Raw genomic sequence first — 22,843 nt, forward strand, 5'->3', positions numbered from 1 at the left:
ATTCTGAGATGATAGGATCGTTAGAGGTGTTTAAATGGGATTATTTTTTACAGTTATTTTACCAATCATTTCAGTATTCGCAGTCGGATTCATTTTACAACGGGTCAAAGACTTACATATCAAATCGATTTCTTCTCTTTCAATTTACATACTTACGCCAGCCCTTGTCTTTACTTCCTTATATAAGGCAGATTTTAATGCGAGCTATATGACGATCCTGATTTATATGATTTCTCTTTTTTACGCCATGGTTCTACTAAACAAAATCATTGCGAAAATCTTTAAGTGGGAGAAGAAAGTAGAAAGTGCCTCCATACTGGCCACAGGTTTCATGAATTCGGGAAACTATGGTTTGCCAGTCGTGTTATTTAGCTTAGGAGAAAAAGCGCTGCCGTATGCCATCTTCATCATGGTGATTCAATCGCTACAAAATAATTTCTTCGGTGTGTATTACGCGTCACGCAGTACGAGTGGCATAGGTCGATCCATTAAAATGGTCTTTAAAATGCCGACAACGTATGCTGCAATTTTTGCTTTCCTATTCCAGTACTTCAAGATTTCCGTACCGGAATCGATTATGTCTACGACGTCTATGGTCGGGGATGCCGCGATTCCTGTGATGATGATCATGCTAGGGATGCAACTAGGATCAGTGATTAGTAAGAAGCCAAATTGGCAAGTTGTCATTTCAGGCGTCGTATTGAAAATGGTCATAGCACCAATACTGGCTTTTGTTTTCGTACTGTTCGTAGGGTTGGATCCTCTAGTAGGGACAGTCCTCATCATCATTTCCGCAATGCCTACAGCGGCCACCACGACGATGTATGCGATTGAATTTGATACCGAGCCGGAACTAGTTTCGATAATCACGTTGATTTCTACGCTACTTAGTATTATTACGTTAAGTATTTTGTTGAATGTACTGATTTGAACGAACTAGCCATAAACCATTCGAGAAAATCAAAAAAGAAGTAGGAGCCCTAAATGGCTTCTGCTTCTTTTCGTAAGGAGACTCATTCAATGTTATAAGCCTAGTGATGATTTTGGCAAACTAACTGTAAAGGTCGTCCCTTTTCCCATCTCCGTTTGAAGTACTAAGTTCCCATTATGATCTCTAATGATTTTTTCGCAGATCAACAATCCCAATCCCGTACCATCTACTTTTGATGACATGAATGGTTCACCTATTTGACGTAGAATAACATCAGGGATACCTGGACCACTATCAGCAACGTCGATAGTCACTTGGTCCACATCGTCTTTCACATCAATCGTAATAGTTCCGGTTTCCATAGCCTCAACCGCATTCTTGATTAAATTAATAAATACTTGTCTTATTTTTAATTCATCACCAAAAATGGTCATTTGGGGATTATCCGATAGTACATGTATAGCAATGGCTTTCATGTCGATATCTGATTCCATCCGGACCTTAACACTTTCGATTAATTCCGTAATATTGATCACTTTTTTATTTACTACATGTGTTTCAGCTAAAGATACGAATTTAGAAGCGATTTGTTCGATTTCCTGTAATTCCTTTTTGATCCCGTCAAGTTGTAGTTGACCGGCTTCACTACGATTGCCGTCAGTCAAATCCAATAATTGTAAACGACCTTGCACGACAGTAAGGGAAGTGCGAAGTTCATGGGCAATAATGGTAGCCAATTTTCCCGTGATGTGTAATTTATCTCTACGCGTATCATGATTTCGTAGTTCATTTTCAAACTGCAGTTGTTTAGATATTTCCGTAAAACGAAGGGATTCTTTTTTATATAAATGCGAAGGTAAGAAATGCGTATCCGTCATATGGTATTCATGGGTTTGCAAAAGTTCAATTAAGAGTGAACTGGATAAAGATACACTATCATACGCGCACACATTGATATAATTACGTGTGATATTTGCTACTCTAGAGAAAAATTCGTCAACGTTTTGTTCATGTAATGCGACCGAAGGAACTAACGTTTTTATACTTTGAGGACGCCAAGTCACCAACCCCCACCCGCGAAGCACGTTACCTTCTTTCACATGAGGTTCAAAGAAGTCATGTAAATCCTTTAAAACAGCTTCAGGATTAAAATCTTCATGCTTTTTATATGCTATGTGGGTATCAACAAAATAAATGGTATCCATTTGTTCTTCCGAATAACCGGTATTTCTAAGGTTTTCTTGAACAGAAGCAAAACTCTGTGGCTGATCTACATACAAAATGACGTGATTTTTATCCAATCCTTCAGCTATATATGATGTAGCGTGTTCTATATACTTGTTACTGTCTGTATACGTATATACCACATGGCCCACTAGTAACGATTCTATGCCTTTAGCCAGTTCCGTCTTTCTACCTTCATCGATAAAGTGTGTGATATCTAAAACTCCTTTATAATATATTAAAATATTTATTAAAATTATAACAGATAATGTATTAAAAAGTGTATTAAATATTCAGTCTTTTGGCGTAATTAGTGCATTTTCACTAGTGCTTGTAAAAGAAATGGTGTTTGGAACTCTTTGTTCTGCTCTGTAGCTGGACGTGCGCCGAGCAACAAAATGAGTGAAAAAACTGATACGATTATGTACGTAAAGGTTTAAATGCTTGATTTAGGGGTATCGTAAACAAACAAAGTTCATATACAAGAAAGTAGGGGTCTTATGCTAAACTTATCAAACGCAGCATTGCTTGAGGTCTATGAGCGCACAGGGGAAGTACAGGTAGAACCAGAATTTATTGAACTGCTTGAAGAAGAAATGAAACGCCGTGGTATATAGATGCCATGGCGTTATTTTTGTCTAATGAAATTTCCAGTTTGTTGAATCAGAATGAATTCTAACTGCATTCGGACGTGTTCCAACCAACTATATTTTAGCTTCTGAACTGATCCGACAATCGCAAGCGGTTCCCATGTAAACGAATTGAAGCGAATGTAACATATAGTATGTTAACCTAACGCACTTCTATTGGTTATTTACTCTTCTCCATAACCGCAAAATAATTTTGTTCGCTATCGGCAAAGTTAAATACCCTCCCCGAAGGCATATCGACTATTTCTCCCACCGTAATATCTTCATTTGACAAGGTACTATGTAACGTTTCAAGATCTTCTGAGAAAAACAGTAAAGAAGGGGTGCCAAGATTCAATTCTGGCTGCATTTCGGCAATCATTTCCTTGTTGTGAAGAACTATACTGGTTTCCGCTTCTTTAGTTGGAGCTATTTCAATCCATCTCATTCCTTGACCGTTATCCTCATCTGAAATGACAGTAAATCCAACCTTTTTCGTCCAAAAATCCACTGCCTCGTCTTGATTGTGTACATATAACATAATTTGACCTATTTTATTAATCATGGGTTTCGCTCCTTTTTACTTTTGTATGTAGTATATACGAGTGGAAACGAATACAAGCTAAGTGCTCGTTTGTTGAATATCATATACCACAACATGTTTCCATGCCTAGTATGTCCACTTTTGTAGCACTTAACTAAATATAGGTTTTTCGAGAAGTATTTCAGCGTTACACATATTTTGATTCAATTAATTCCACAATGGCATCCTCGACTTCAATAGTAGAAGAAGTACCACCTAAATCAGGAGTGCATGCAGCTTGTGTGACTAATAACTCTTCGATTGAATCCAACAACAGCTTTCCAAGGTCTTCGAATCCGAAGAAGTCAAACATTTGACTAGCTGACCAAATCGCAGCTAAAGGATTGGCAATATGTTGACCTGCTATATCAGGTGCTGATCCGTGAATCGGTTCGAACATAGATGGGTAAGTCTTTTCGGGATTAATATTCGTCCCCGCTGCCAGTCCCATTCCACCAGCTAGTGCTGCGCCGAGATCCGTCAAAATATCGCCAAATAGATTAGACGTAACAATGACTTCGAATCTTGCGGGATCTTTAATCATCAACATCGCAGCCGCATCGACCAAATAGCTAGCGGTTTCCACATGTGGAGACTCTTGACTCACTTCTTCAAACACTTGATCCCAGAAGACCATCGAATAATTTAACGCATTGGCTTTATTAATACTAGTCAACGACTTCCCAAGATCTGAAGCCGTTCCCAATGCATAGCGAATGATCCGCTCCGTTCCTTGGTATCATCTTTCCATGCAGGGGAATAGTACTCACAACCCCATGGGAAGTAGGGGAATTCAAAGGAAAGCCGTCCACCTAGTTCAGCGACGCGTTTTATTACTTTGATACCTTCATCAATTACTTCTGGTCCGATGCCGTTCCCGGCTATTACGGCTATTTTGTATGGGTGCATTTGGTCACTCTTTTCTATTTATCTTATTTCCGACAGAAGACTCCCGCTTCAAGGAATGAATCGGGCACGGCCCAATGAGTAAGCGGGAGATGCATGTCGGTTGGCGCTAGCCAAAAAGTGTATCAGTCTGCTATAATGGGAACATACGTTCCCTAGTGATGGAGGTGCACTTCATGTTGATTCACAAAGCGTTTCGGTTCCGAATCTATCCAACGAAAGAACAGCAGGTGTTGATCGCCAAAACCATTGGCTGCAGCCGGTTTGTCTTTAATCACTTCTTGTCCAAGTGGCAACACACCTTTAAGGAAACCGGCAAAGGGCTTTCTTATGGCATCTGTTCTGTTGAATTAACGCAATTAAAAAAGAAAGAAGATACGATTTGGCTGAAAGAAGTCGATAGTATTTCTCTTCAGTCTTCCTTGAAAAATCTAGCGGTCGCTTTTGAAAGATTTTTCAACAAACAAAATGCTAAACCACGCTTAAAATCGAAAATTCATCCTGTTCAATCGTATATAACCAGACAAACGAACGGCAATATTGCCATTGTCGGCCATGCCATTAAACTCCCAAAGATCGGTTGGGTAAAGCTCGCCAAAAGTCGAGAAGTAGATGGACGAATTATGAATGCGACCATCCGACGTACTGCCACAGGCAAGTATTTTGTATCCGTCCTAGTGGAAACGACAGTGTCCGAACTGCCTAAGACCAACTTTTCCATAGGGATGGATGTCGGATTGAAGGATTTCGCTGTCTTGTCAGACGGAACGGTATACGAAAACCTAAAGTTCTTTCGCTCGATGCAGAAAAAATTAGCGAAAGCAGAGCGGATTCTTTCAAGACGGAAGGAATCGGCTCGTAAAAGAAAGTGTCTGTTGAGCGAAGCGAAAAATTATCAGAAACAACGTATCGTAGTCGCACGCATCCAAGAAACTATCGCCAATAAAAGAACAGATTACTTGCATAAACGATCAACCGAAATCATCAAAAACCACGATGTCATCGGAATCGAGGATTTGCAAGTAGCGAATCTGCTGAAAAATCCCCAATTGGCGAAAGCAATCAGCGAAGTGAGCTGGTCACAGTTTCGTTCCATGCTTGAATATAAGGCGAAATGGTATGGCAAACACGTGGTAGTCGTTGGAAAAACATTTCCTTCCAGCCAGCTTTGTTCGGGATGTGGGGCTAGAAATCAAGACGTGAAGCATCTTGCCTTGCGTGAATGGGACTGTCCGAATTGTGGATGCCATCATGACCGGGATCTGAACGCGAGTATAAACCTTAAAAACGAAGCCATAAGACTTCGAACCGCAGGGACTGCGGGGATCGCCTAATCCATAACTAGTGGTTACGCTGGTGTTCTTAGGAATCTCCTTCTTCTAAACGCAGTGAAAGTGGGAGTAGTTCAAGGATGTAGTCTGTAGATAGCGTATCATCTTCAAAAGTGAATGTATAATCTCCGCAAGAATAATCTCATAAAAAGAAGTTGCCGTTCAACATATACCGCAGCTTCTTTTTCGTATGTAGTTTTCATGTTATTTAAGAAGTAATTGAACATGTATATTTTATTTGAATAAACTCTCTATATGTATATTGAGAAACTAATTAACATGAATGAACAGGGGACAGATATAGGTAGTAGAGGATTGTCTGTAATAACTCTGTTTATGTGTATTTCATTAGACTGCTATAATAACAAAGAAATCGTTCATAAAATTGAAGAATTTCAAGACTACCTAGGCATTTCGAACATTTTCATAGACATAATCAGATGGAGTGCTTGGGTATTCGTTAAGTTACACTCTATTTAAGCACTTATCAAAAAAAGACTAGCCACACCCCGCTAGTCTTCTGGTACCGCCCTATTTCCCATTACTACAAATAACTTCCGCAACTGCTTTTGCCGCAACGAGTAAGGCATCTTCATCAATATCCCATTTCGGATGGTGGTTGAAATAAGCCTTTTCCACGCCTTTCGGCTTGCTGCCAATAAAGAAAAAGCAAGCCGGGAATTTTGCCGCGTAGTACGCAAAATCCTCTGAGCCTGAAAATGGTGGAAATTCAACAATCTTTTTGATTTCCGGTTCACTCGAACTTTCAATCGCCCTAACAACACCGGCTGTAATTTCAGGATTGTTGTAAAGTGGAGGATAATCCGGAACATACTCCAGTTCGCATGTAACGCCGAATTCCGCTTCAATGCCCTTTACAATACGATGGACTTCCTTGTCGATCAATTCCTGTATCTCAGAAGTCATATAGCGCACATCACCCTCAATCTCAATAGAATCTTTGATGACGTTAAATTGACCTTTACCATCGAATGATCCAATTGTAATCACGCCCATGTCAAACGGGTTCAATCGACGGCTGACCACCGTTTGAACGGCCGTCACGAAATACGCACCCGCTATAATAGCATCATTCGCTAAATGCGGAGACGACCCATGACCACCGACACCTTGTATCGTTAATTTGAAATAGGTTCGGCCTGCCATTGCATAGCCGCTACGATAACCCACATCGCCAGCAGGATTTGTTGGAAAAAGATGAATACCATATACCGCATCCAGATCATCAAGAAGTCCGGATTCAACAATACTTTTTGCTCCACCAGGCGGTACTTCCTCCGCATGCTGATGAATTACTTTATATGTCCCCGATAATTCTGATTTTAGTTGAATCAAGCAATCCGCAAGAATGAGTAAATACGCTGTATGTCCATCATGTCCGCAAGCATGCATAACGCCTTCATTTTTCGATTTGAACGGTACATCCGTTTCCTCATGGATGGGCAGTGCGTCAAAGTCCGCACGAAGACCAATTGTTTTACCGGGCTTTCCACCTTTGATCGTAACGATGATTCCGTAGCCATTCCCAACATTCGTTTGAATTTCAACGTCTTTCCCTTTGTAAAAATCGATAATATATTGCGCTGTCTTGTCCTCTTTAAAGGATAACTCCGGGTTTTCATGCAAATAACGTCGGATTTGAATCATTTCTTCTTTTCTTTCCCCAAGCATTTTCATTAGCTGATTTTTCATCATAAATCGCCCCTTCGTTTACTGGTTCGCTTCTTCTTTTGTTCCTGTTTTATTCGGGATAAGAAAAATTATGGAGAGTAATGCAACGACAGCGAAAATAACATTTACAACAATCCCCGCAGATGCCCCTAACGAGACATTGCTCACTGCGGATATTGTAGCGTAGGCAGTTGCGGAAATGGCCACGCCAAATGCACCTCCAAGGGAACTTGCCATTTTATATATTCCTGAAGCTGCACCAATTTTATCATCCGGCGCATTCGTAACAGCTGTATCCGTAGATGGCGTCGCATACATCCCCAATCCGACGCCGAACAAAGCAAAACCGAGAAATACGACAATTGTATAGAAGATCCCGGGTAAGAAAGTGAGTCCCATGATACCGACACCAATTATCGTTAATACCGTTCCCCATACCATCGGTTTCTTTGCTCCTATTTTTTGCAAAATTTTCTCACCTACGCGAATCATCCCAAGAACAGCAACTAAATAACCAAGTGATAATATACCCGATTGGAAAGCTGTGAAACCTCTCCCGACTTGGACATACGTATTTGCAACGACAAGTGTTCCCGCGACCGCATTCAGGAAGAAGTTTGAAACGGTAGCTCCTGTATACGCCCTATTTTTGAATAAATCAAATTCAATCAATGCGCCGGCTTTTCCTTTTTCTATTTTAATGAACAGGATGATCCCGGCGATGGCCACTACAAGAAGCGTCAAAGTGAGCAAACTCGTCCACCCAAGATCAGCGCCCTGTGTGATGAAAATATTTAACGCCACCATAGTAATGATAAAAACGATCAAACCACTGACATCAAACTTCGTTTTTGATTTCTCACCTTTACTTTCAGGAACATCTTTGATTAACAACATGGCAAGTAGCGCAAAAATAATCGAAAAGATGAAAATCCACTTCCACCCCAAATAGGTTGCAATTGCGCCACCCGCAAATGAACAGACACCCGATCCGCCCCAAGAACCAATGGACCAATAACTCAGTGCACGTTGCCGTTCTGCACCTTCGAAATATGCTTTGACTAAAGCAATGGTTGCCGGCATAATACTAGCTGCTGAAAGACCCTGGATAATTCGACCGACGATGAGTAAAAATGCACCAGTTGCAAAAACTAAACATAAAGAACCGATGATGCTTAACACTAAACCGATAAATGTCATTTTTTTACGACCGATCTGGTCAGCAAGGCCGCCCGCTGCTACAATGAAAATACCTGAAAATAAGGCGGTTAAACTAATGGCGATGTTCAAAGTTCCCGCCGAAACACCCAAATCGGATTGCACTGCTGGAACAACGTTAACCATAGCTTGTGCGAAAAGCCAAAATGTAATGACACTAAAGACAATACCAGTAAGCATCTTATTGGTACCTTTGTATGTTGTCGCGTCCATTGTAAACCTCCCTCACAACCAAAATTGTAATCAGTCATAAGTATCCAACAAAAGCGACCTTTTATACGAAATCGGTGGAGGGAAATTTTACCGTGCAATCATTTCTGGGATATACTCAGAGTATTAACAATTATCCCCGAACTAACCTATCACCAATAAACCTAGACAAATCAAAATAAAATAGTTTAAATCTATAAACGGTAATAATAGATTTATACGTTCAACTGTAGAACCTTTCTCCACGTTTTTATCAACTTTGATATTACTAGACCTCCAGAACTTAATTTGTATCCATCCATCGACTCTAACCAATCGTAAATAGTGATAGTCGTAATATCATCTAGATACTTTGCAGCAGTAACCTTTTGGTAATGACTCCTATGCCTTTCATAGTCATCAATTGTCCTCCGTCTGAACCTAGTTACCTTCATCTGTCTGCCATAGGATTGTTTTACTATTTGAATAGGAGTACACACTGTAGAAACATTTCCTTGTGTAGGTCTAATAAATTCTGGCATCAGTAACTGGTAGCTATTAATTTTTTATTTGAATCAATTTCATAATGCGTACTTTTAAAAAATCTGAATTACGCCATCTAATTGGAAGGATTGGAGAATTGTATTGCGCCATGATGACAGACGGACATCTCGCCCGCGAGACGAACCAATATGGTTTCGACGTAGTGAGCCAAGGACGTATGATTAGTGTTTAAACGACTGCGCAACAGAGTAATGGTTGTATAGTGTTTAATAAGAACACATTTGAGAAGTTCGATGACGAGTTCGTTGTCCACTACCGCGATGATAATTTCCACATTCTGTACTGTGGATCGAAAACACCTGTTGTAGAAATTTCGCGAACTTATAAAAATACGTATGAAGTGGATGTAGGGCAATTGAAAAGTTGAATTCGGGAAGAGGCTACAATAGGTTGGGAAGTACAATTTAAAAACTCATCTAAAACGTTAATTTAAAAGAGAAAGGCACTGTTCCTAATTAGAATAGTGCCTTTTTATATAAAAAATTATCATTACATATTGAAAGTGTCGGACCTGGAACCAGTTCTCAAATGTTTAATTTGTTTCACAACAAGGAAAGTTAGAAAGAAAAGGGGGGAGTCCGATGATGGAACCTGTACTTGCATATAACAATTGGACATGGGTCCGTATTGATGCAGCCACTCAACAGGAGATTAACGAGTTCCCAAATATTCCATCTTCTAGTAAGCGCTGGGCCATGTCGTTGGCTGAACATCAAAATAGTAATCTGGAAATGGACGGAAGTGAAGATGGAAAGGAATCGATGTGAGGCTCCTTTGTCTATTCCCAGAACGTTGAAATTCGCAGCGAAAAGACCATCCTTCATTATTATCTTACAAGAGATACCCTTCTGACATCCGGCATTGATCCGACGTTTTTTACGGGGGCTGCTGAACAGGAAGTACTTAAAATACATGGACAAAGCAGAGAATGCAATTGAAGGATTCATGGTTCTCATCGGAGAAATTACGAGCGTGTTCCTACAAGAAATTGATGGCTTTGAAGACCGGATGCATGATTTACTGTGGAGCGTCAAAGCAAAGAATGATGAGCCAGTCTTTGAACAGATTATGGATAACCGGTATGAAATTCTAGTTTGGAAAAAAAACATCATTCAGTTCATGGAAATTCAGGAAGCTACAGTGGAGGCATTCGGGGACAACATCTTGGAAGGGGATTTCTACAAACGAACCTGTCGGCGTATCCGACGATGCTGCCAGACGATCCAAGAATACAACGAAGAAATAGGGCAACTGATCGATCTTGAATCTATTATCTCCTCCTATCGAGGCAATGAAATCGTCAAAACGTTGACTGTCATCACGATGCTTTTTACGCCAGTAGCGGCTTGGGGTGCCTTATGGGGAATGAACTTCAAATTCATGCCGGAACTCAATTGGAAATACGGCTATTTGGGAGCGATCCTCGTCATTGTTCTTTCTACGCGGGGTTTATATTACTACTTAAGAAAGAAAAAATGGATCGGAAACGTATTGAAAAGCTCGAAGGATAAGAACTTTTAATTTGCTAGGAAACAAGCTAGTAATCTGCCGATCCAAAAGGGAAAAGTGCTATCCTAGAACGGAACAGCACTTTTAATCATTTGATATTTAGGTAAATCAATTATTTGTATTTTGTCGTTATACATACGTGGATTCAATTAAATCCACAGTTGCATCTCCAACCTCAATAGTTGAAGCTGTACCACCTAAATCCAGTGTCAATGCATTGGCTTTACCAATACTAGTCAACGTCTTCCTAAGGTCTGAAGCTGTCTCAAATGCATAGCGAATAATCCGCACCGTTCCTTTACGAGAGAACACACCTGTCTGCAACACCACTTCCTCCGGCTTGCCCTTAAACAGCCAATCACCGGCTCCCGCATATTTACCTTCGCTATTTTCCCTAATATAATAACATATCAATCGTTTCTTTTGTCTCATTCTCAATAGGACACGGCGCACCGTTCAACAACTGAATCGGTCGGATATTGACATATTGATCAAACTGCTCTCGAATGATTAACAGTAAATCCCACAATGAAATATGGTCAGGCACTTCAGGGAAACCCCATTGGGCCTAAATAGATTGCATCAAACTTCGTCAGTTGTTCCATTCCGTCACTCGCTTCATGACTTTGACGCCTTAATCGATTACTTCTGAGCCGATACCGTCTATTTGAATGGTTTTATTTGGTCAATATTTTCTGTGTAGTGTTGATTCTGTTTCAAGGTTATCATCAAAGTGAGTGTTTGCACATTCGGGGTGATAGTATGCAAATATACATAGATGTTACGAGTGAAATACCTTTACGACTAGGTTGTTTCAAAATCTGTAATAAATTTGGTCATTTCAATAACATCATAAAAAAAGATGTTGTTGTCTTCAAGTTATAAGATAAGTGCCTCAGAAAAATTAGTGAGCCAATGATGAGGGTTCCTAATTTGTATATTCATCAGGTACAACTTCTTACTGTTTGTAAAATTTCATTCTATACGAGTAAACCTGAAAACATCCTAATGAGTGGGAGTTATTTGAAAAGTACAATTCACTACCAATCTTTAGGTGAATTTGGAACAACTCTTTTCGCAACACATGATCACATCTTCGGATGAATAACAAATGCAATTGGTGTTCACGCTGAAAAAGCAGAATTGAATAGATGATTTATTGAAGAGCGCTAAGAATTTGAAGTGCCACAGGGAGATAGTATCAATATTATAAATGATTGAGGATGATTCCCAAGTTATGTGGGATCTAATGCTTTCTTTAATATTTACGTAATGAAAGCTTGTTAGATTAGTTTTCGTGTTCTTGTTAGAGAAAAAAGTATGTATTTGGCAGTAGAAGATAGGAAAGGATTGTTAGCTTAAATATATTACCGAATCCTAAAAAAACACATGATATTAATTATGAACAAGTTATCACTAATTACAATTTAAGAAAAGGAATTTTGAATGGGAGAGCCATATAATGTTCATAGTGGGAGTTATGCTAGACTAAATATTAGAAGCTATTTTATTGCAGAGAGGGATATAACATGTGAAATCATGAAGAAATGGAATCTTAATATCATGGCTAAATACTGACCGTTATAATCTTCAGCTTATAGAAATATTAAAGAATGCGAAGCAGAGTTAAATCAAGAGAGACAACATGTGATTACGCAAATGGAAAGATAGTAAGTTAATTATACGCTATTTACCGAAAAGGTTGTAATGAAGCAAAATCTTGTATAGATAAAAATGAGATTATTGTATATTCCATGTACGTTAACCACATTAAAGGATGAGAGTATTCCTGTTGTGAAAAAAATGGAGATAGAAGAGTGAATCAGACAGGATTTCGTGAAGCATTTAAGTGAATTTTCGCTGTACAATATTCTTATCAGGTATTTCAATAGATAATTGAAAGTAAAGCCTAATTCGTCGTATGTAAGATGTATCACAAATATGCTGAACTATGGACAATAATAACTATTAATAAAAATCATATTACTTACTGATGTTTGAAGTGAATATAAGTGTGTGTAATGATATAAGGAGAATTTAAATTCGGCTTGTTGAAATATGTATATATTAATTAGACGTATTATAAATTAATTGTTATCTTTAATAATATCCCATATTTTTTTCAGTTTAATAAGATCTTTTTCATTATGATTATACAAATCTGAAATCCAGGTATTTAAATCAGGACAATGTGTGCTATTTACAATTTTTGAATCAGAAGGATTGTTGGTGTTTTCGAGAAGGTAATCAATTGAAACATTGAAAAAATTCGCCAACTTTCTCGTGGTTTTGTGGTCGGTTTCCCTTTGATTATTTGTGCTTTCATAATAACCATATGCTTGCCTTGTTATACCTAACATTGCTGCCATATCTTCTTGTGTTAAACCTTTATTTAATCTTAGCATTTTTAATCTGAGCTGAAAACTCATAAAGCATCTCCTTCCAAATCTCCTATTTATTATATAGTAACAAGATGTTGCGATATATTCATAGAAACAATTTGTTTCATTTGCTGTTGACAGAAACGTAATGTTGCTATATTATAGTATTTAATATAGTGGTTTTGAAGAAAAAATCACACAATGTTTTCACATAAAGGAGATAACTATGGAGAATATAGGAACTCAAATCAGAAAATCGAGGAAGAAAATAAACCTAAGTCAAGCAAAGTTGGCAAAAGAAGCTGGAATTGTTCAATCGTTACTTTCTCAATGGGAACTTGGAAAAAGGCTACCGAGTGATGATGAATACAATTTGCTTATGAAAACGATAGAAGACTTGGAAGATAGCGTTAAGAATGGAAAGATTAGACTCAATGAAAAGAAGTTTATTAATACAGTATATAAACGTAATAATAAGGCAGTAATTAAAACACCTGAAGAATATTATGAGCAATTGAAAAATATAAAACATGATTATTCCCATGAAGAAAATGAAAAATATGTAAAAACGCTTGGTGAACTGAATAAAAGTAGAAGATTTAAAAGTAATGAAGAAGCAGCTAAACTCAATGCTATTGCATTATTTTCTGGATGTGGTGGGTTTTCCCTAGGTTTCAAGGCTGCCGGTGTGAATATCTTAGGGCATGTAGAAATTAATCCAGCAGCTAGAGCGGTTTATAGCGCTAACTTTCCTGATAGCATTTGTTTAGGAACAGATATTACTGAATTAAAGTCAGACGATATCGTTGATTGGAAAGAAAGATTCGGACATATAAATATTTTATACGGTGGGCCACCATGCCAAGGTTTTAGTCTTGCTGGAAAAAGAGATCCAGAAGATGAAAGGAATATTTTGTTTGAAAATTATTTAGAAATTGCTAAAATAATTCAGCCAGATGTTTTAGTATTTGAAAATGTAAGAGTTATGACCTCACTTAAAACAAAATCAGGGGAACTATTTATTGATCAATTACTACTTCAATTGGAGGAAATTGGATATTCATCCGAAGTTGCAGAATTAAATGCTAAAGATTTTGGCGTTGCGCAATCTCGTGAAAGAGTGATACTAATAGCAGTAAATAAAAAACTAGGAGTTAGCAGTCCTGGAATGCCACATAAAACGAATGGTAGAGAAGAAGAAAAAAACTTGTTTACGGCTCAATTAGAAAAACACGTCTCTTTCAGGGATGCCGTAGGAGATTTAAAGGGAATAGAAATGGGAGAAATAGATAGAGATGATCCTTTACATTGGTCGATAACTCATCCAGATCACGTAGTGGAATGGTTGAAGGTAACCCCTGAAGGCAAGAGTGCTCATGAGAATGAAGATATTACTAAGAGGCCAAAGAGTGGTTATAATACTACTTATAAGAGGATTTTTTGGGATGAACCATGTTCTACTATAGGAACAAACTTTAGTATGATTTCCGGCAGTAGAAATGTACACCCTGAAAAGACTAGATCTTTTACTGTAAGAGAAGCGGCGCGGTGCCAGTCATTCCCTGACGACTTTGCATTTTTTGGATCTTGGGGAGAAATTAGAAGTATGATTGGAAATGCAGTTCCGCCATTGCTTGCGTATAAATTAGCTGACTATATAGTTGTTAATATTCTAAAAGAGAAAGTGAAAAAGGTAGGGGGCTAAGAACCTACCTTTTCGGTTATATTAACTCCTAGATTGAAAAAGAAATGTTTAAGTAATTATTCAATAAGTCTTACCGAGAATTGTAAATCATGTGTAGTGAAATAAAATATTACAATTTTAAATACAACATTTGACATCGGTTTGGAAGGAAAACTACAAAGGTCTTAGTTACACTTTCTAAAATATCCAGCTTGTAGATTAAATTGTAATTGTGTTGGATGTTGCTTATTTCCGGCTCTTTGAAATTGAACAAAACCAAACCTTGGTGCATCGTGAGAATGAGGATCATTTTTAAAGCTACCTTTTCTAATTTTATAAGGTTTTATATGAAATCCTTTGAAATCTCTAGAATAATTAATTAACTCATCCATTGTAAATAGAGCTATTTCACAGTTATTTATATCATCATATTTACATGTTTGATGTAAGACGAAATTTGGTGGATAAGGATCATTGAGATAAGCTTTTTGTAATAAAATTCGTGTTATTTCATCTTGGTATTGATGAAATAGATTCTCTAGATCCTCTAAGCTTTCTTTAGGAATTTCCTCCCAGAAAAATCGCGTCGGATCTGAAAGCCTGCTATCCAAATTTTCTAAAAGGTCAATAGGTCTAAATCCGTTGTCACCGCAAAACATTTTTAATCCTACTTCGGCTTGCTCACTAACGCTAATTTCATTCTCACGTAGTATTCTTGAGAATGAAGAAGCTGTAGTGAAGTAGAGTTGAGCATTTCCCGGTTTTTTAGAGTTACAAGTTTTGACGGAAATTCCCCTACTGATTATCCCTGTCGAAGTTTCGAATTTAATAACCACGTCAGACTTGCATTTAGTTATAATATTTTCTGATTCGTCATATAAAACATCACCTGCACCGGAAGTCGCTAGTCCTCCAACCCACCAAGCTTTAAAGCTAATTATATCAGTAATGTTTTCTTTTTGTATTATATATTTCATTAGGTTTATTGCTGGGTTACCAATTACAACATTCTGATTAATTGTAGGTAAATCCATAACAACATTAATATCAATCGAATTAATCATTTTAGTGATTGTTTCTTCAAATTTATGTCCCGCATTTCTTCCAGCAATACCAGCTAGTTTTTGTAATTCCAAAGTTTCCCTGAGTGATTCAGATAACATATTAAACCTCCTATAATATACATGTAATAAGCCAATAATACCTATTATTTATTTTATTGTAAACCTAATTTACAATTCATGTGAAATACAGATTGATTTATATAAAACATTGATTTTAAAGACCAAAAGATGAGATGAACTTGTAAATTCTGAGAGTTTTATATATATTATGTGGAATTCAATTTAGACAGCATTAAAAAATTATTTACGAAATTTAAGAACAACAATTCGTGACTATATACTCGGTTGAATTAGAGTTTAAGAACTACTTGATGAATTTAATTTAAATCTAAAGAAAGTATCCTGGTCTAACGCCAAGTGATGTAAACATAAAATCAAGCGCAGACATTGATGATAAATTCTCGATGAACCCCTTAGCCTCTTTTGAGTTATTAAAAGCTAGTGTTTCAAGACCGTGCTCTACTTCTCCATTTATAGATAAGTATAGGTATAGGAATGTTAAGCCTTCTTTACTACCATCTATGTTATCACCTAAGATTAAAATCATAATATCATCATCTATTGGATTAAATATAGTTGTCACGAATTCTTTACCATCCAATTTAAAATTTCTTTCATTTTCCTTTAAATACTTTAAGAAACCTCGAGTGTCGTTATAATTTCTATATTTCCAGTAATTCCAATTACCCATCTAACATACCTCCTTATAAAGTAGTGTATTCGACATAAATATACAAAACCCTTTATCGAAGTTCTGAATCCCTAATAATTTTTAAGCTGAAAAAATTTAAATCAGTAGGGAATTAATTGAAAAATTATGATCAAATAAAATTGATGCTTGAAGGAAGAGAGAGATCATTACCGCAAGTGATTTGAGACATCAACTTCAATTATTGCATGGTACAAAACCGGGAAGCGTGATTCCATCAGACTTTTGCTATAACCGCTTTAATAATGGTATTACATTTACTAAACATCTATTCGAGTATCTTACAAAGAGTACATATAAGTATCTGGGAGAAAATATTAAATACACAGGGCTGATTTTTCATAAGGCGAAAAGTACACAAGATGAAGTAGTTATTGGGGAATGGCGTGATGGGTGAAAACCATTTATCCATCAGAAATGCAGGACAACGATACTATTAGTGCCGATCAGATTAAACATCTGTATGAAGAATATATTCGAGTGCTGCGTTTTGAGTTACATGTTTTGTCATGCCAACCAACAGAGTTACGCCATCTAATTGGAAGGATTGGAGAATTGTATTGTGCCATTATGACAAACGGACATCTCGCTCGCGAGACGAACCAGCATGGTTTCGACGTAGTGAGCCAAGGACGTATGATTAGTGTTAAAACGACTGCGCAACAGAGTAATGGTTTTATAGTATTTAATAAGAACACATTTGAGAAGTTCGATGACGTGTTCGTTGTCCACTACCGCAATGACGATTTCCACATTCTGTACTATGGATCGAAAACACCTGTTGAAGAAATTGCGCGGACTTATAAAAATACGTATGAAGTGGATTTAGGACAATTGAAAAAGTTGAATTCGGGAAAAAACTGTAGCTCGTTAGTAAGTACAATTTAGTAGTGGCGTATGGTGTAATTTGGATAAATAAAAAGAATACTATTTAGCATCGCTGTCACTCTAATTTCTTAAGTGTGGAGATTGAAAAAAGATTCTTATTTAGAAACTTAAACATTACAAATACAACTCTTTGCGTAAGTAGTTAAAGAGTTGTAGCATATATCCGACTCACACAAAAAAGTTGCGCAATAGCCACAACTTTTTTGTGTGTTAAACAGAACTCTTCCTCTCAAAATACCAATGCAACCGATACTCACAAATCTCCCGTACCCAGACAAACAAAACATCCTCATGCTGCTCCTCAATTTCTATCTGCGTACCAAATACATCCCCCTCAAACACAAACAACTCTTTCGAAGATCCACTCCACTTCGTCATCGGCATACTAGCAATCAACTTCGCCGCTTTACCTTCATCGTATTCCCGAAGTAACTGACCTGCCTTATCCGATAGGTCCGTATCACGGCGATAAGGCTTCTTCATCAAGTACGCATGGAAGAAGGGGGCGACTTCATTCGGTGTCACAGGTTGATACCAGTTAGATGCTCCTCTTGTCAGCATGTACTTCAGTAGAATCATCTTATAGCTTTTATTCATTAGGGTTTTATTGATATCAATGAGTAGGTCTCTATATTGCGTGAGTACTTCTTTCTCCAAGTCACTCAGTTCATCCGCATACTCCAACAGAATCGGATATGTTTTGAATTTCTGCTGGATTGCTTTGGCATCTTCATTTGCTTTTAAGTGATATTCGAGATACGTCGGGCGGTGTCCTAATTCTGCTTTTAAGTCGAAATAGGCGTTAATCAGTCGCTGTTGAATCGGTTCATTTTGTTTCATTGCTTCGAGTAGGTCAATTATAGCTGTTTCGAAATGGAACTCGAAATAGCCTGATTCGGTAAATGTTTCACTGCTAATCTTTGTAGGTAATTCTTGGTTCTCGTTAAAGACTTCGAACTTTTTCCGTGCGTTGCGGTAGTTTCCGATTAAGTCGATGATTACGCAATGGGTTTTGCCGTTTGCCAGGCGCAAGCCGCGTCCGATTTGTTGGGTGAAGACAGTCAATGATTCGGTAGGACGAGCGAATAAGAGTGTGTCTACACTCGGGATATCGACACCTTCGTTGAATAGATCGACAGTGAAGATGATGTCGAGTTGGCCTGTTTCCAGCAAGTTGCGTGCATTGATGCGTGTCTGCCGATCCGTGCTGCCGTGTAAGGCAAGTGAGTGGTAGCCGGCTTTTGTGAAATAGTTGCTCAGGTATATGGCTTGCTTAATGGAAGAACAGAATCCGATCGTGCGGATCTTTTTGTGTTCGTTCCATGCATCGAGTACTGCTTCTGCATAACTGTCTCGTGCTTGCAAGCGTAATAGTTCTTCTTCGTCATAGCGGTTATTGCGCCACTTCAGTTGGCTATAATCGGTTTCGTCCAGTACGCCGTAGTAGACGAAAAGGGAGAGCCAGTTTTGCCGGATAGCGTCAAGGAAGTGAATCGAGATCGCTTCGTTGCCTTCGCATAGACTGTAGACGTCTTTATTATCGAGTCGGTCTGGTGTTGCGGTTAGGCCGAGCAGGAATTCCGGTTTGAAGTAGTCCAGTACTCGTTCGTATGTCGTAGCGGCCGCATGATGGAATTCGTCCACGACGATTAAGTCAAACGCAGTCGGAGAAAATTTGTGCAAGTGGTATTGTCTCGCGAGTGTCTGGATCGATGCGAAGACAAATTCCGTGTCTGCTTCCTTTTGCTGGCTGTTGAAGATTCCGCTTGTACGATTCGGGAAGACGCGTGCGAATGAAGCTTGCGCTTGAGTGAGTAGTTCTTCACGATGCGCGATGAATAGTACGCGTTTATATGATTCTGCAAAGAAAGCGGCTAGATACGTTTTTCCGAGCCCTGTCGCTAGGACGACAAGTGCTTTTTCATAGCCGGCTTCAACGGTTTGATAGAGCGCAGTGAGAGCCAGTTGTTGTGCTGGTCGTGGATCCAAAACAGATGATTGATAAGGTGCTGTTGGATCGACGGTGCTACTTTCTTCTTGTTCGGTTGCACCAAATGTCATTTCGATTTCAGTTTTAGGTTCCCATACTGAACTAAATGGTAGTTTACGATTCGTTTCTTCGTATCGTGTTCTATACAACTCTATTTGTTCACTGTTGATCGGTACCGTGTTCGGAGATAAGAACATCTTCATAAATTCATCCGCAGACGTTTCGAAGATTTCTTCATCTACTGTCGATGGTGCGTAGAGGTTCCATTCGATTCCTTTCGTTAAAGCGGAACGTGATAAGTTAGACGATCCTATAATGACAGTGGAGCAATTTTGTGATTTGAATAGATACGCTTTCGGATGAAAAGAAGTACCTCCGCTTTCAATCATGCGAAGTTCGGCAGTGGGAAGTCCGTCCCTTAATAATTGCAGTGCATCCGGTTGTGTAATCGATAAATAATCACCGGTCAGAATTTTGATATCAGCACCACGCATAGAGGCGTCGCGTAAAGCGGGAAGTACTTCGTTCACCCCGGACTTCATCATGAACGCTGTCACCCAGTAAATCGTATCCGCCTCCGCCGTCAGCCGCTTCAAGTCATCCAGCAAATTTTCCGTCAGTAGGCGCAGTTTAGTCATCCGCCACTTCCACCAGATAGATCCTTTCATTAAATCCACCTCGTGCGTTCGCTTTTTCCGCGCGTACGGTTTCTAGCTCATCTACTGTCACACCGTGATAGGCAGCTGCTGCATGAATCAGTTCTAGTAAATCCGATAGTTCTTCGACGGCATCTTCCGCAGTATTTGCTTCTTCGTACTCCGCCAACTCTTCGTGCATCTTGCTATTTAGTTCTACTATATATTGTGAATCATTCAATATGCGGGTCACGCAAGTTTTTCCGTCGGCCTCGATGATCTCTGGGATGAGGTCACGGACGAGTTTATTATAGATGGGCATCAGTATCTCTCCTCTAGTTTTGTAATTTGCTTTATTCTACCATACCCCACCAGTAGCAGTGATAGCCCAATAGAGTTTGTCATTGGATTAATAAAAATATTGTATTCCAATCTCATTACTAGTAGATTAAATTGCCAAATGTCCAGAATACATTCAAAATTGATTGACTAGCATAGTCGAATAGTAAATAATAAGTAGTAAGCAACTCGTTTTATGTAATGTTAGCTGTAAGTACTTAGAATCATGATAAAGTATGAATTTCCCTTTCTACTAGGGTAAGGAGGTGGGACGGATGTTTTCGACACCAGACTACCAAGACTATACACAATTGATGGGTTCCTTTTCACCGAAAATGATACTCGCATCATTTCTAGTGATAGCTTTCGCTTCCTATACCACACTCGTATTATATGATCGTATGCTAAAGCCTAGTTTCTTTAAGCGGGAAGTATGGCTTTTATTGGCTTCACTGGCATTGTCGTTTGGGATTTGGGCGACCCATTTTCTTGCGATGAATTCACTCTTGTTACCGATTGAAATGCATGTGCATTATGGGTGGGCATTCGTTTGTATATTACCCATTTTCTTTGCGGCATTACTTGCGTTCCAGCTTGTATGTAGCCCGATGAAAGCTTGTTGGCGTCATGCAGTAGGGGCAGCGTTGATTGCGCAAGGTACGACCGCTATGCACTTTGTAGGCATGAAAGCGATGAAGGTGGATGCTGTAATCGTCTACGATTGGAAATTACTTATAGCGGGGAACGTGATTGCTGGATTGCTTGCCTATCTGGCATTGCGAGAAATCAGCAATCTAGAACGTATTTCGGCATCAAAAGTGCTGGCGACGTTTTTCCTGACTGTCGGGACACTTTCTATGCATTATCTAGGCATACTCGCTACTACGTATTATGTAGAAGAAGGACAAGCAGTAAGTGAGTCTGTTATGCATATGCAAGTGATGAATATTTTGATCGGTGTTGGCTCTGGGCTTTTGCTTCTCGGCATGTTATTGATCTCCTATATTGACGGCTATCTCGATTATTGGCTGAAGTATTTTGATGTCTTGACAAAACTACCGAATCGCCGGAATTGGGAACGTTGTTTGACCGATGAAGTCGCAGCGGGAGATGTCGCGATTTGGAATTTCCCTGATTTGCCGCGTATCAATCAATTATACGGGTACTCAGAAGGCGATAGAATCTTGCAGCAAATCGGTGAGTTGCTTGCGAAGTGGAAACCTTCCTATGCACAGTTGTATCGTGTCAGCGGAAATCGTTATCTATTTTGTGTGGAATCTACGGGACGCACCGCAGATTTTTATAAAAACTTGGTAGTCATGCAGCGCGATATGGATCAACTATTACCTATTAAAAACCAAGAGATGCGCTATGCATGTGGATTAGCTAAGGCTGATCAAAACAAATCTGTGAAGACGTTATATAAGGAAGCGTTGATGGTTGTGGAACAAGCGGCAGCTTCACATGAGTGGGGATTGGTGACGTTCGATCCAGTGACCCACGGAATGTCGTATGAGCAAGATGTCTTGCGCGATATTTCCAAAGCGTTGGATGAAAGACATATCTATCTCGTCTATCAACCGAAAGTAAAAGGGGCTAGCCATGAGTTTGTCGGTGTGGAAGCATTGCTTCGTTGGACGCATCCAAAACTTGGCGCGATCCCCCCAACGACATTCATTCCGATCCTAGAGCAAGAAGGGCGAATGGGAGAAGTGACGGACTGGGTTATTCGCGAAGTGTGCAGACAGATTCATAACTGGGATTCGCAAAGTATTCATGTACCGCAAGTAGCCATTAACATTCCAGGCGAATACGTGACAGAACCACATTTACTCGATCTGTTATGGAAAGAAACCACTGCGTATCGATTCGATCCAAGTCGTATTGAACTGGAGCTAACGGAAACGAGTACGGCGAAGTCCACTAACCAGGCTATTGCGGCTATGAAACGATTCAGGCGCTATGGATTCTCAATCGCGCTTGACGATTTCGGGACTGGCGTGTCGTCGTTGTCCTTTTTACAGCAGATGCCGATTACGACGCTAAAAATCGATAAGTCCTTTACAGACAGAGTACCCGCGCCAGCGAAGAACAGTGCAGTGCTAAATGCCATCATAGCGATCGGATGCTCGATGGATCTGACAATCGTCGTTGAAGGAGTAGAGAAGGTAGAGCAAGTGGAATTTCTGCTTGGTTTGAAGTCTGATTTGACTTTCCAAGGATACTATTTCTCGAAACCCTTGACCGTTCCACAACTCGAAAGCTGGCTAGCAGAGTCAAATACGCGAGGTTTCGTACATCCTTAACTCGAACTCAT

Annotated in this window: 16 protein-coding genes and 3 pseudogenes; 8 read left to right on the forward strand and 11 right to left on the reverse strand. The window is 39.1% G+C overall.

Translation table 11 applies throughout. From position 1 onward, the window contains the following. The first annotated feature begins 34 nt into the window (after nucleotides 1-34). Entirely contained in the window at nucleotides 35-931 is an 897-nt protein-coding gene (locus tag CSV75_RS12420; protein ID WP_099676082.1) for an AEC family transporter, read from the forward strand. A gap of 92 nt (nucleotides 932-1,023) precedes the next feature. Here CSV75_RS12420 and CSV75_RS12425 read toward each other — a convergent pair whose 3' ends face one another. Continuing rightward, the gene (locus CSV75_RS12425) at nucleotides 1,024-2,307 is read right to left on the reverse strand and encodes an ATP-binding protein (RefSeq protein ID WP_099676083.1); all 1,284 of its coding nucleotides are present in this window, start codon (nucleotides 2,305-2,307) and stop codon (nucleotides 1,024-1,026) included. Nucleotides 2,308-2,655: 348 nt separating this feature from the next. Here CSV75_RS12425 and sda point away from each other — a divergent pair, with 348 nt between their 5' ends. Next, nucleotides 2,656-2,772 carry a sporulation histidine kinase inhibitor Sda gene (gene sda, locus CSV75_RS12430; RefSeq protein ID WP_099632158.1) on the forward strand — a complete coding sequence of 39 codons (117 nt, stop codon included), beginning with the start codon at nucleotides 2,656-2,658 and terminating at the stop codon, nucleotides 2,770-2,772. A gap of 193 nt (nucleotides 2,773-2,965) precedes the next feature. On the opposite strand, the gene CSV75_RS12435 is transcribed toward sda, so the two are convergent. Both CSV75_RS12435 and CSV75_RS12440 read right to left on the reverse strand, forming a co-directional pair. Beyond that, the gene (locus CSV75_RS12435; RefSeq protein ID WP_099636189.1) at nucleotides 2,966-3,349 is read right to left on the reverse strand and encodes a VOC family protein; all 384 of its coding nucleotides are present in this window, start codon (nucleotides 3,347-3,349) and stop codon (nucleotides 2,966-2,968) included. A 166-nt stretch (nucleotides 3,350-3,515) separates the two neighbouring features. Further along, nucleotides 3,516-4,276, reverse strand: a pseudogene (locus CSV75_RS12440) (isocitrate/isopropylmalate family dehydrogenase). A gap of 173 nt (nucleotides 4,277-4,449) precedes the next feature. Here CSV75_RS12440 and tnpB point away from each other — a divergent pair. Then, nucleotides 4,450-5,607, forward strand: a complete 1,158-nt coding sequence (gene tnpB / locus CSV75_RS12445; RefSeq protein WP_099676084.1) for an IS200/IS605 family element RNA-guided endonuclease TnpB — start codon at nucleotides 4,450-4,452, stop codon at nucleotides 5,605-5,607. A gap of 528 nt (nucleotides 5,608-6,135) precedes the next feature. Here tnpB and CSV75_RS12450 read toward each other — a convergent pair. Both CSV75_RS12450 and CSV75_RS12455 read right to left on the reverse strand, forming a co-directional pair. Next, nucleotides 6,136-7,317: an amidohydrolase gene (locus CSV75_RS12450; protein ID WP_099676137.1), complete on the reverse strand. Its 1,182-nt coding sequence runs from the start codon at nucleotides 7,315-7,317 to the stop codon at nucleotides 6,136-6,138. An 18-nt stretch (nucleotides 7,318-7,335) separates the two neighbouring features. Then, nucleotides 7,336-8,727, reverse strand: coding sequence for an MFS transporter (locus tag CSV75_RS12455; protein WP_099676085.1), 1,392 nt, complete (start codon nucleotides 8,725-8,727; stop codon nucleotides 7,336-7,338). A gap of 1,121 nt (nucleotides 8,728-9,848) precedes the next feature. Here CSV75_RS12455 and CSV75_RS12470 point away from each other — a divergent pair. Together CSV75_RS12470 and CSV75_RS12475 are read left to right on the forward strand one after the other, a co-directional pair. Further along, a complete protein-coding gene (locus tag CSV75_RS12470) occupies nucleotides 9,849-10,034 on the forward strand; it encodes a hypothetical protein (protein ID WP_099676087.1) in 186 nt (61 codons plus the stop codon). A 145-nt stretch (nucleotides 10,035-10,179) separates the two neighbouring features. Then, the gene (locus tag CSV75_RS12475; protein WP_099676088.1) at nucleotides 10,180-10,788 is read left to right on the forward strand and encodes a magnesium transporter CorA family protein; all 609 of its coding nucleotides are present in this window, start codon (nucleotides 10,180-10,182) and stop codon (nucleotides 10,786-10,788) included. Between the two features lie 186 nt (nucleotides 10,789-10,974). Here CSV75_RS12475 and CSV75_RS12480 read toward each other — a convergent pair. Next, nucleotides 10,975-11,387: pseudogene (locus tag CSV75_RS12480) on the reverse strand (isocitrate/isopropylmalate family dehydrogenase); the annotation flags it as partial. 1,476 nt (nucleotides 11,388-12,863) lie between these two features. After that, nucleotides 12,864-13,205, reverse strand: coding sequence for a helix-turn-helix domain-containing protein (locus CSV75_RS12485; protein WP_099676089.1), 342 nt, complete (start codon nucleotides 13,203-13,205; stop codon nucleotides 12,864-12,866). A 178-nt stretch (nucleotides 13,206-13,383) separates the two neighbouring features. On the opposite strand from CSV75_RS12485, the gene CSV75_RS12490 reads away from it, so the two are divergent. Beyond that, nucleotides 13,384-14,862, forward strand: a complete 1,479-nt coding sequence (locus CSV75_RS12490) for a DNA cytosine methyltransferase (RefSeq protein ID WP_099676090.1) — start codon at nucleotides 13,384-13,386, stop codon at nucleotides 14,860-14,862. 164 nt (nucleotides 14,863-15,026) lie between these two features. Here CSV75_RS12490 and CSV75_RS12495 read toward each other — a convergent pair whose 3' ends face one another. Together CSV75_RS12495 and CSV75_RS12500 are read right to left on the reverse strand one after the other, a co-directional pair. Then, nucleotides 15,027-16,004, reverse strand: coding sequence for a hypothetical protein (locus CSV75_RS12495; RefSeq protein ID WP_099676091.1), 978 nt, complete (start codon nucleotides 16,002-16,004; stop codon nucleotides 15,027-15,029). 289 nt (nucleotides 16,005-16,293) lie between these two features. Then, nucleotides 16,294-16,656, reverse strand: a complete 363-nt coding sequence (locus CSV75_RS12500; RefSeq protein WP_099676092.1) for a hypothetical protein — start codon at nucleotides 16,654-16,656, stop codon at nucleotides 16,294-16,296. A 163-nt stretch (nucleotides 16,657-16,819) separates the two neighbouring features. On the opposite strand from CSV75_RS12500, the pseudogene CSV75_RS12505 reads away from it, so the two are divergent. After that, nucleotides 16,820-17,562: pseudogene (locus CSV75_RS12505) on the forward strand (DUF7225 domain-containing protein). A 210-nt stretch (nucleotides 17,563-17,772) separates the two neighbouring features. On the opposite strand, the gene CSV75_RS12510 reads toward CSV75_RS12505, so the two are convergent. Together CSV75_RS12510 and CSV75_RS12515 are read right to left on the reverse strand one after the other, a co-directional pair. After that, entirely contained in the window at nucleotides 17,773-20,190 is a 2,418-nt protein-coding gene (locus CSV75_RS12510; RefSeq protein WP_099676093.1) for a DEAD/DEAH box helicase family protein, read from the reverse strand. Continuing rightward, complete coding sequence (locus CSV75_RS12515) at nucleotides 20,183-20,509, reverse strand: nucleoside triphosphate pyrophosphohydrolase (protein WP_099676094.1); 327 nt, start codon at nucleotides 20,507-20,509, stop codon at nucleotides 20,183-20,185. The genes CSV75_RS12510 and CSV75_RS12515 overlap by 8 nt, the downstream gene beginning before the upstream one ends. Before the next feature lie 292 nt (nucleotides 20,510-20,801). On the opposite strand from CSV75_RS12515, the gene CSV75_RS12520 reads away from it, so the two are divergent. Next, the gene (locus CSV75_RS12520; RefSeq protein WP_099676095.1) at nucleotides 20,802-22,832 is read left to right on the forward strand and encodes a bifunctional diguanylate cyclase/phosphodiesterase; all 2,031 of its coding nucleotides are present in this window, start codon (nucleotides 20,802-20,804) and stop codon (nucleotides 22,830-22,832) included. The last annotated feature ends 11 nt before the right edge of the window (nucleotides 22,833-22,843 follow it).

It is taken from the genome of Sporosarcina sp. P18a, from assembly GCF_002743135.1.
In the GTDB taxonomy this organism is placed as follows: Bacteria; Bacillota; Bacilli; order Bacillales_A; family Planococcaceae; genus Sporosarcina.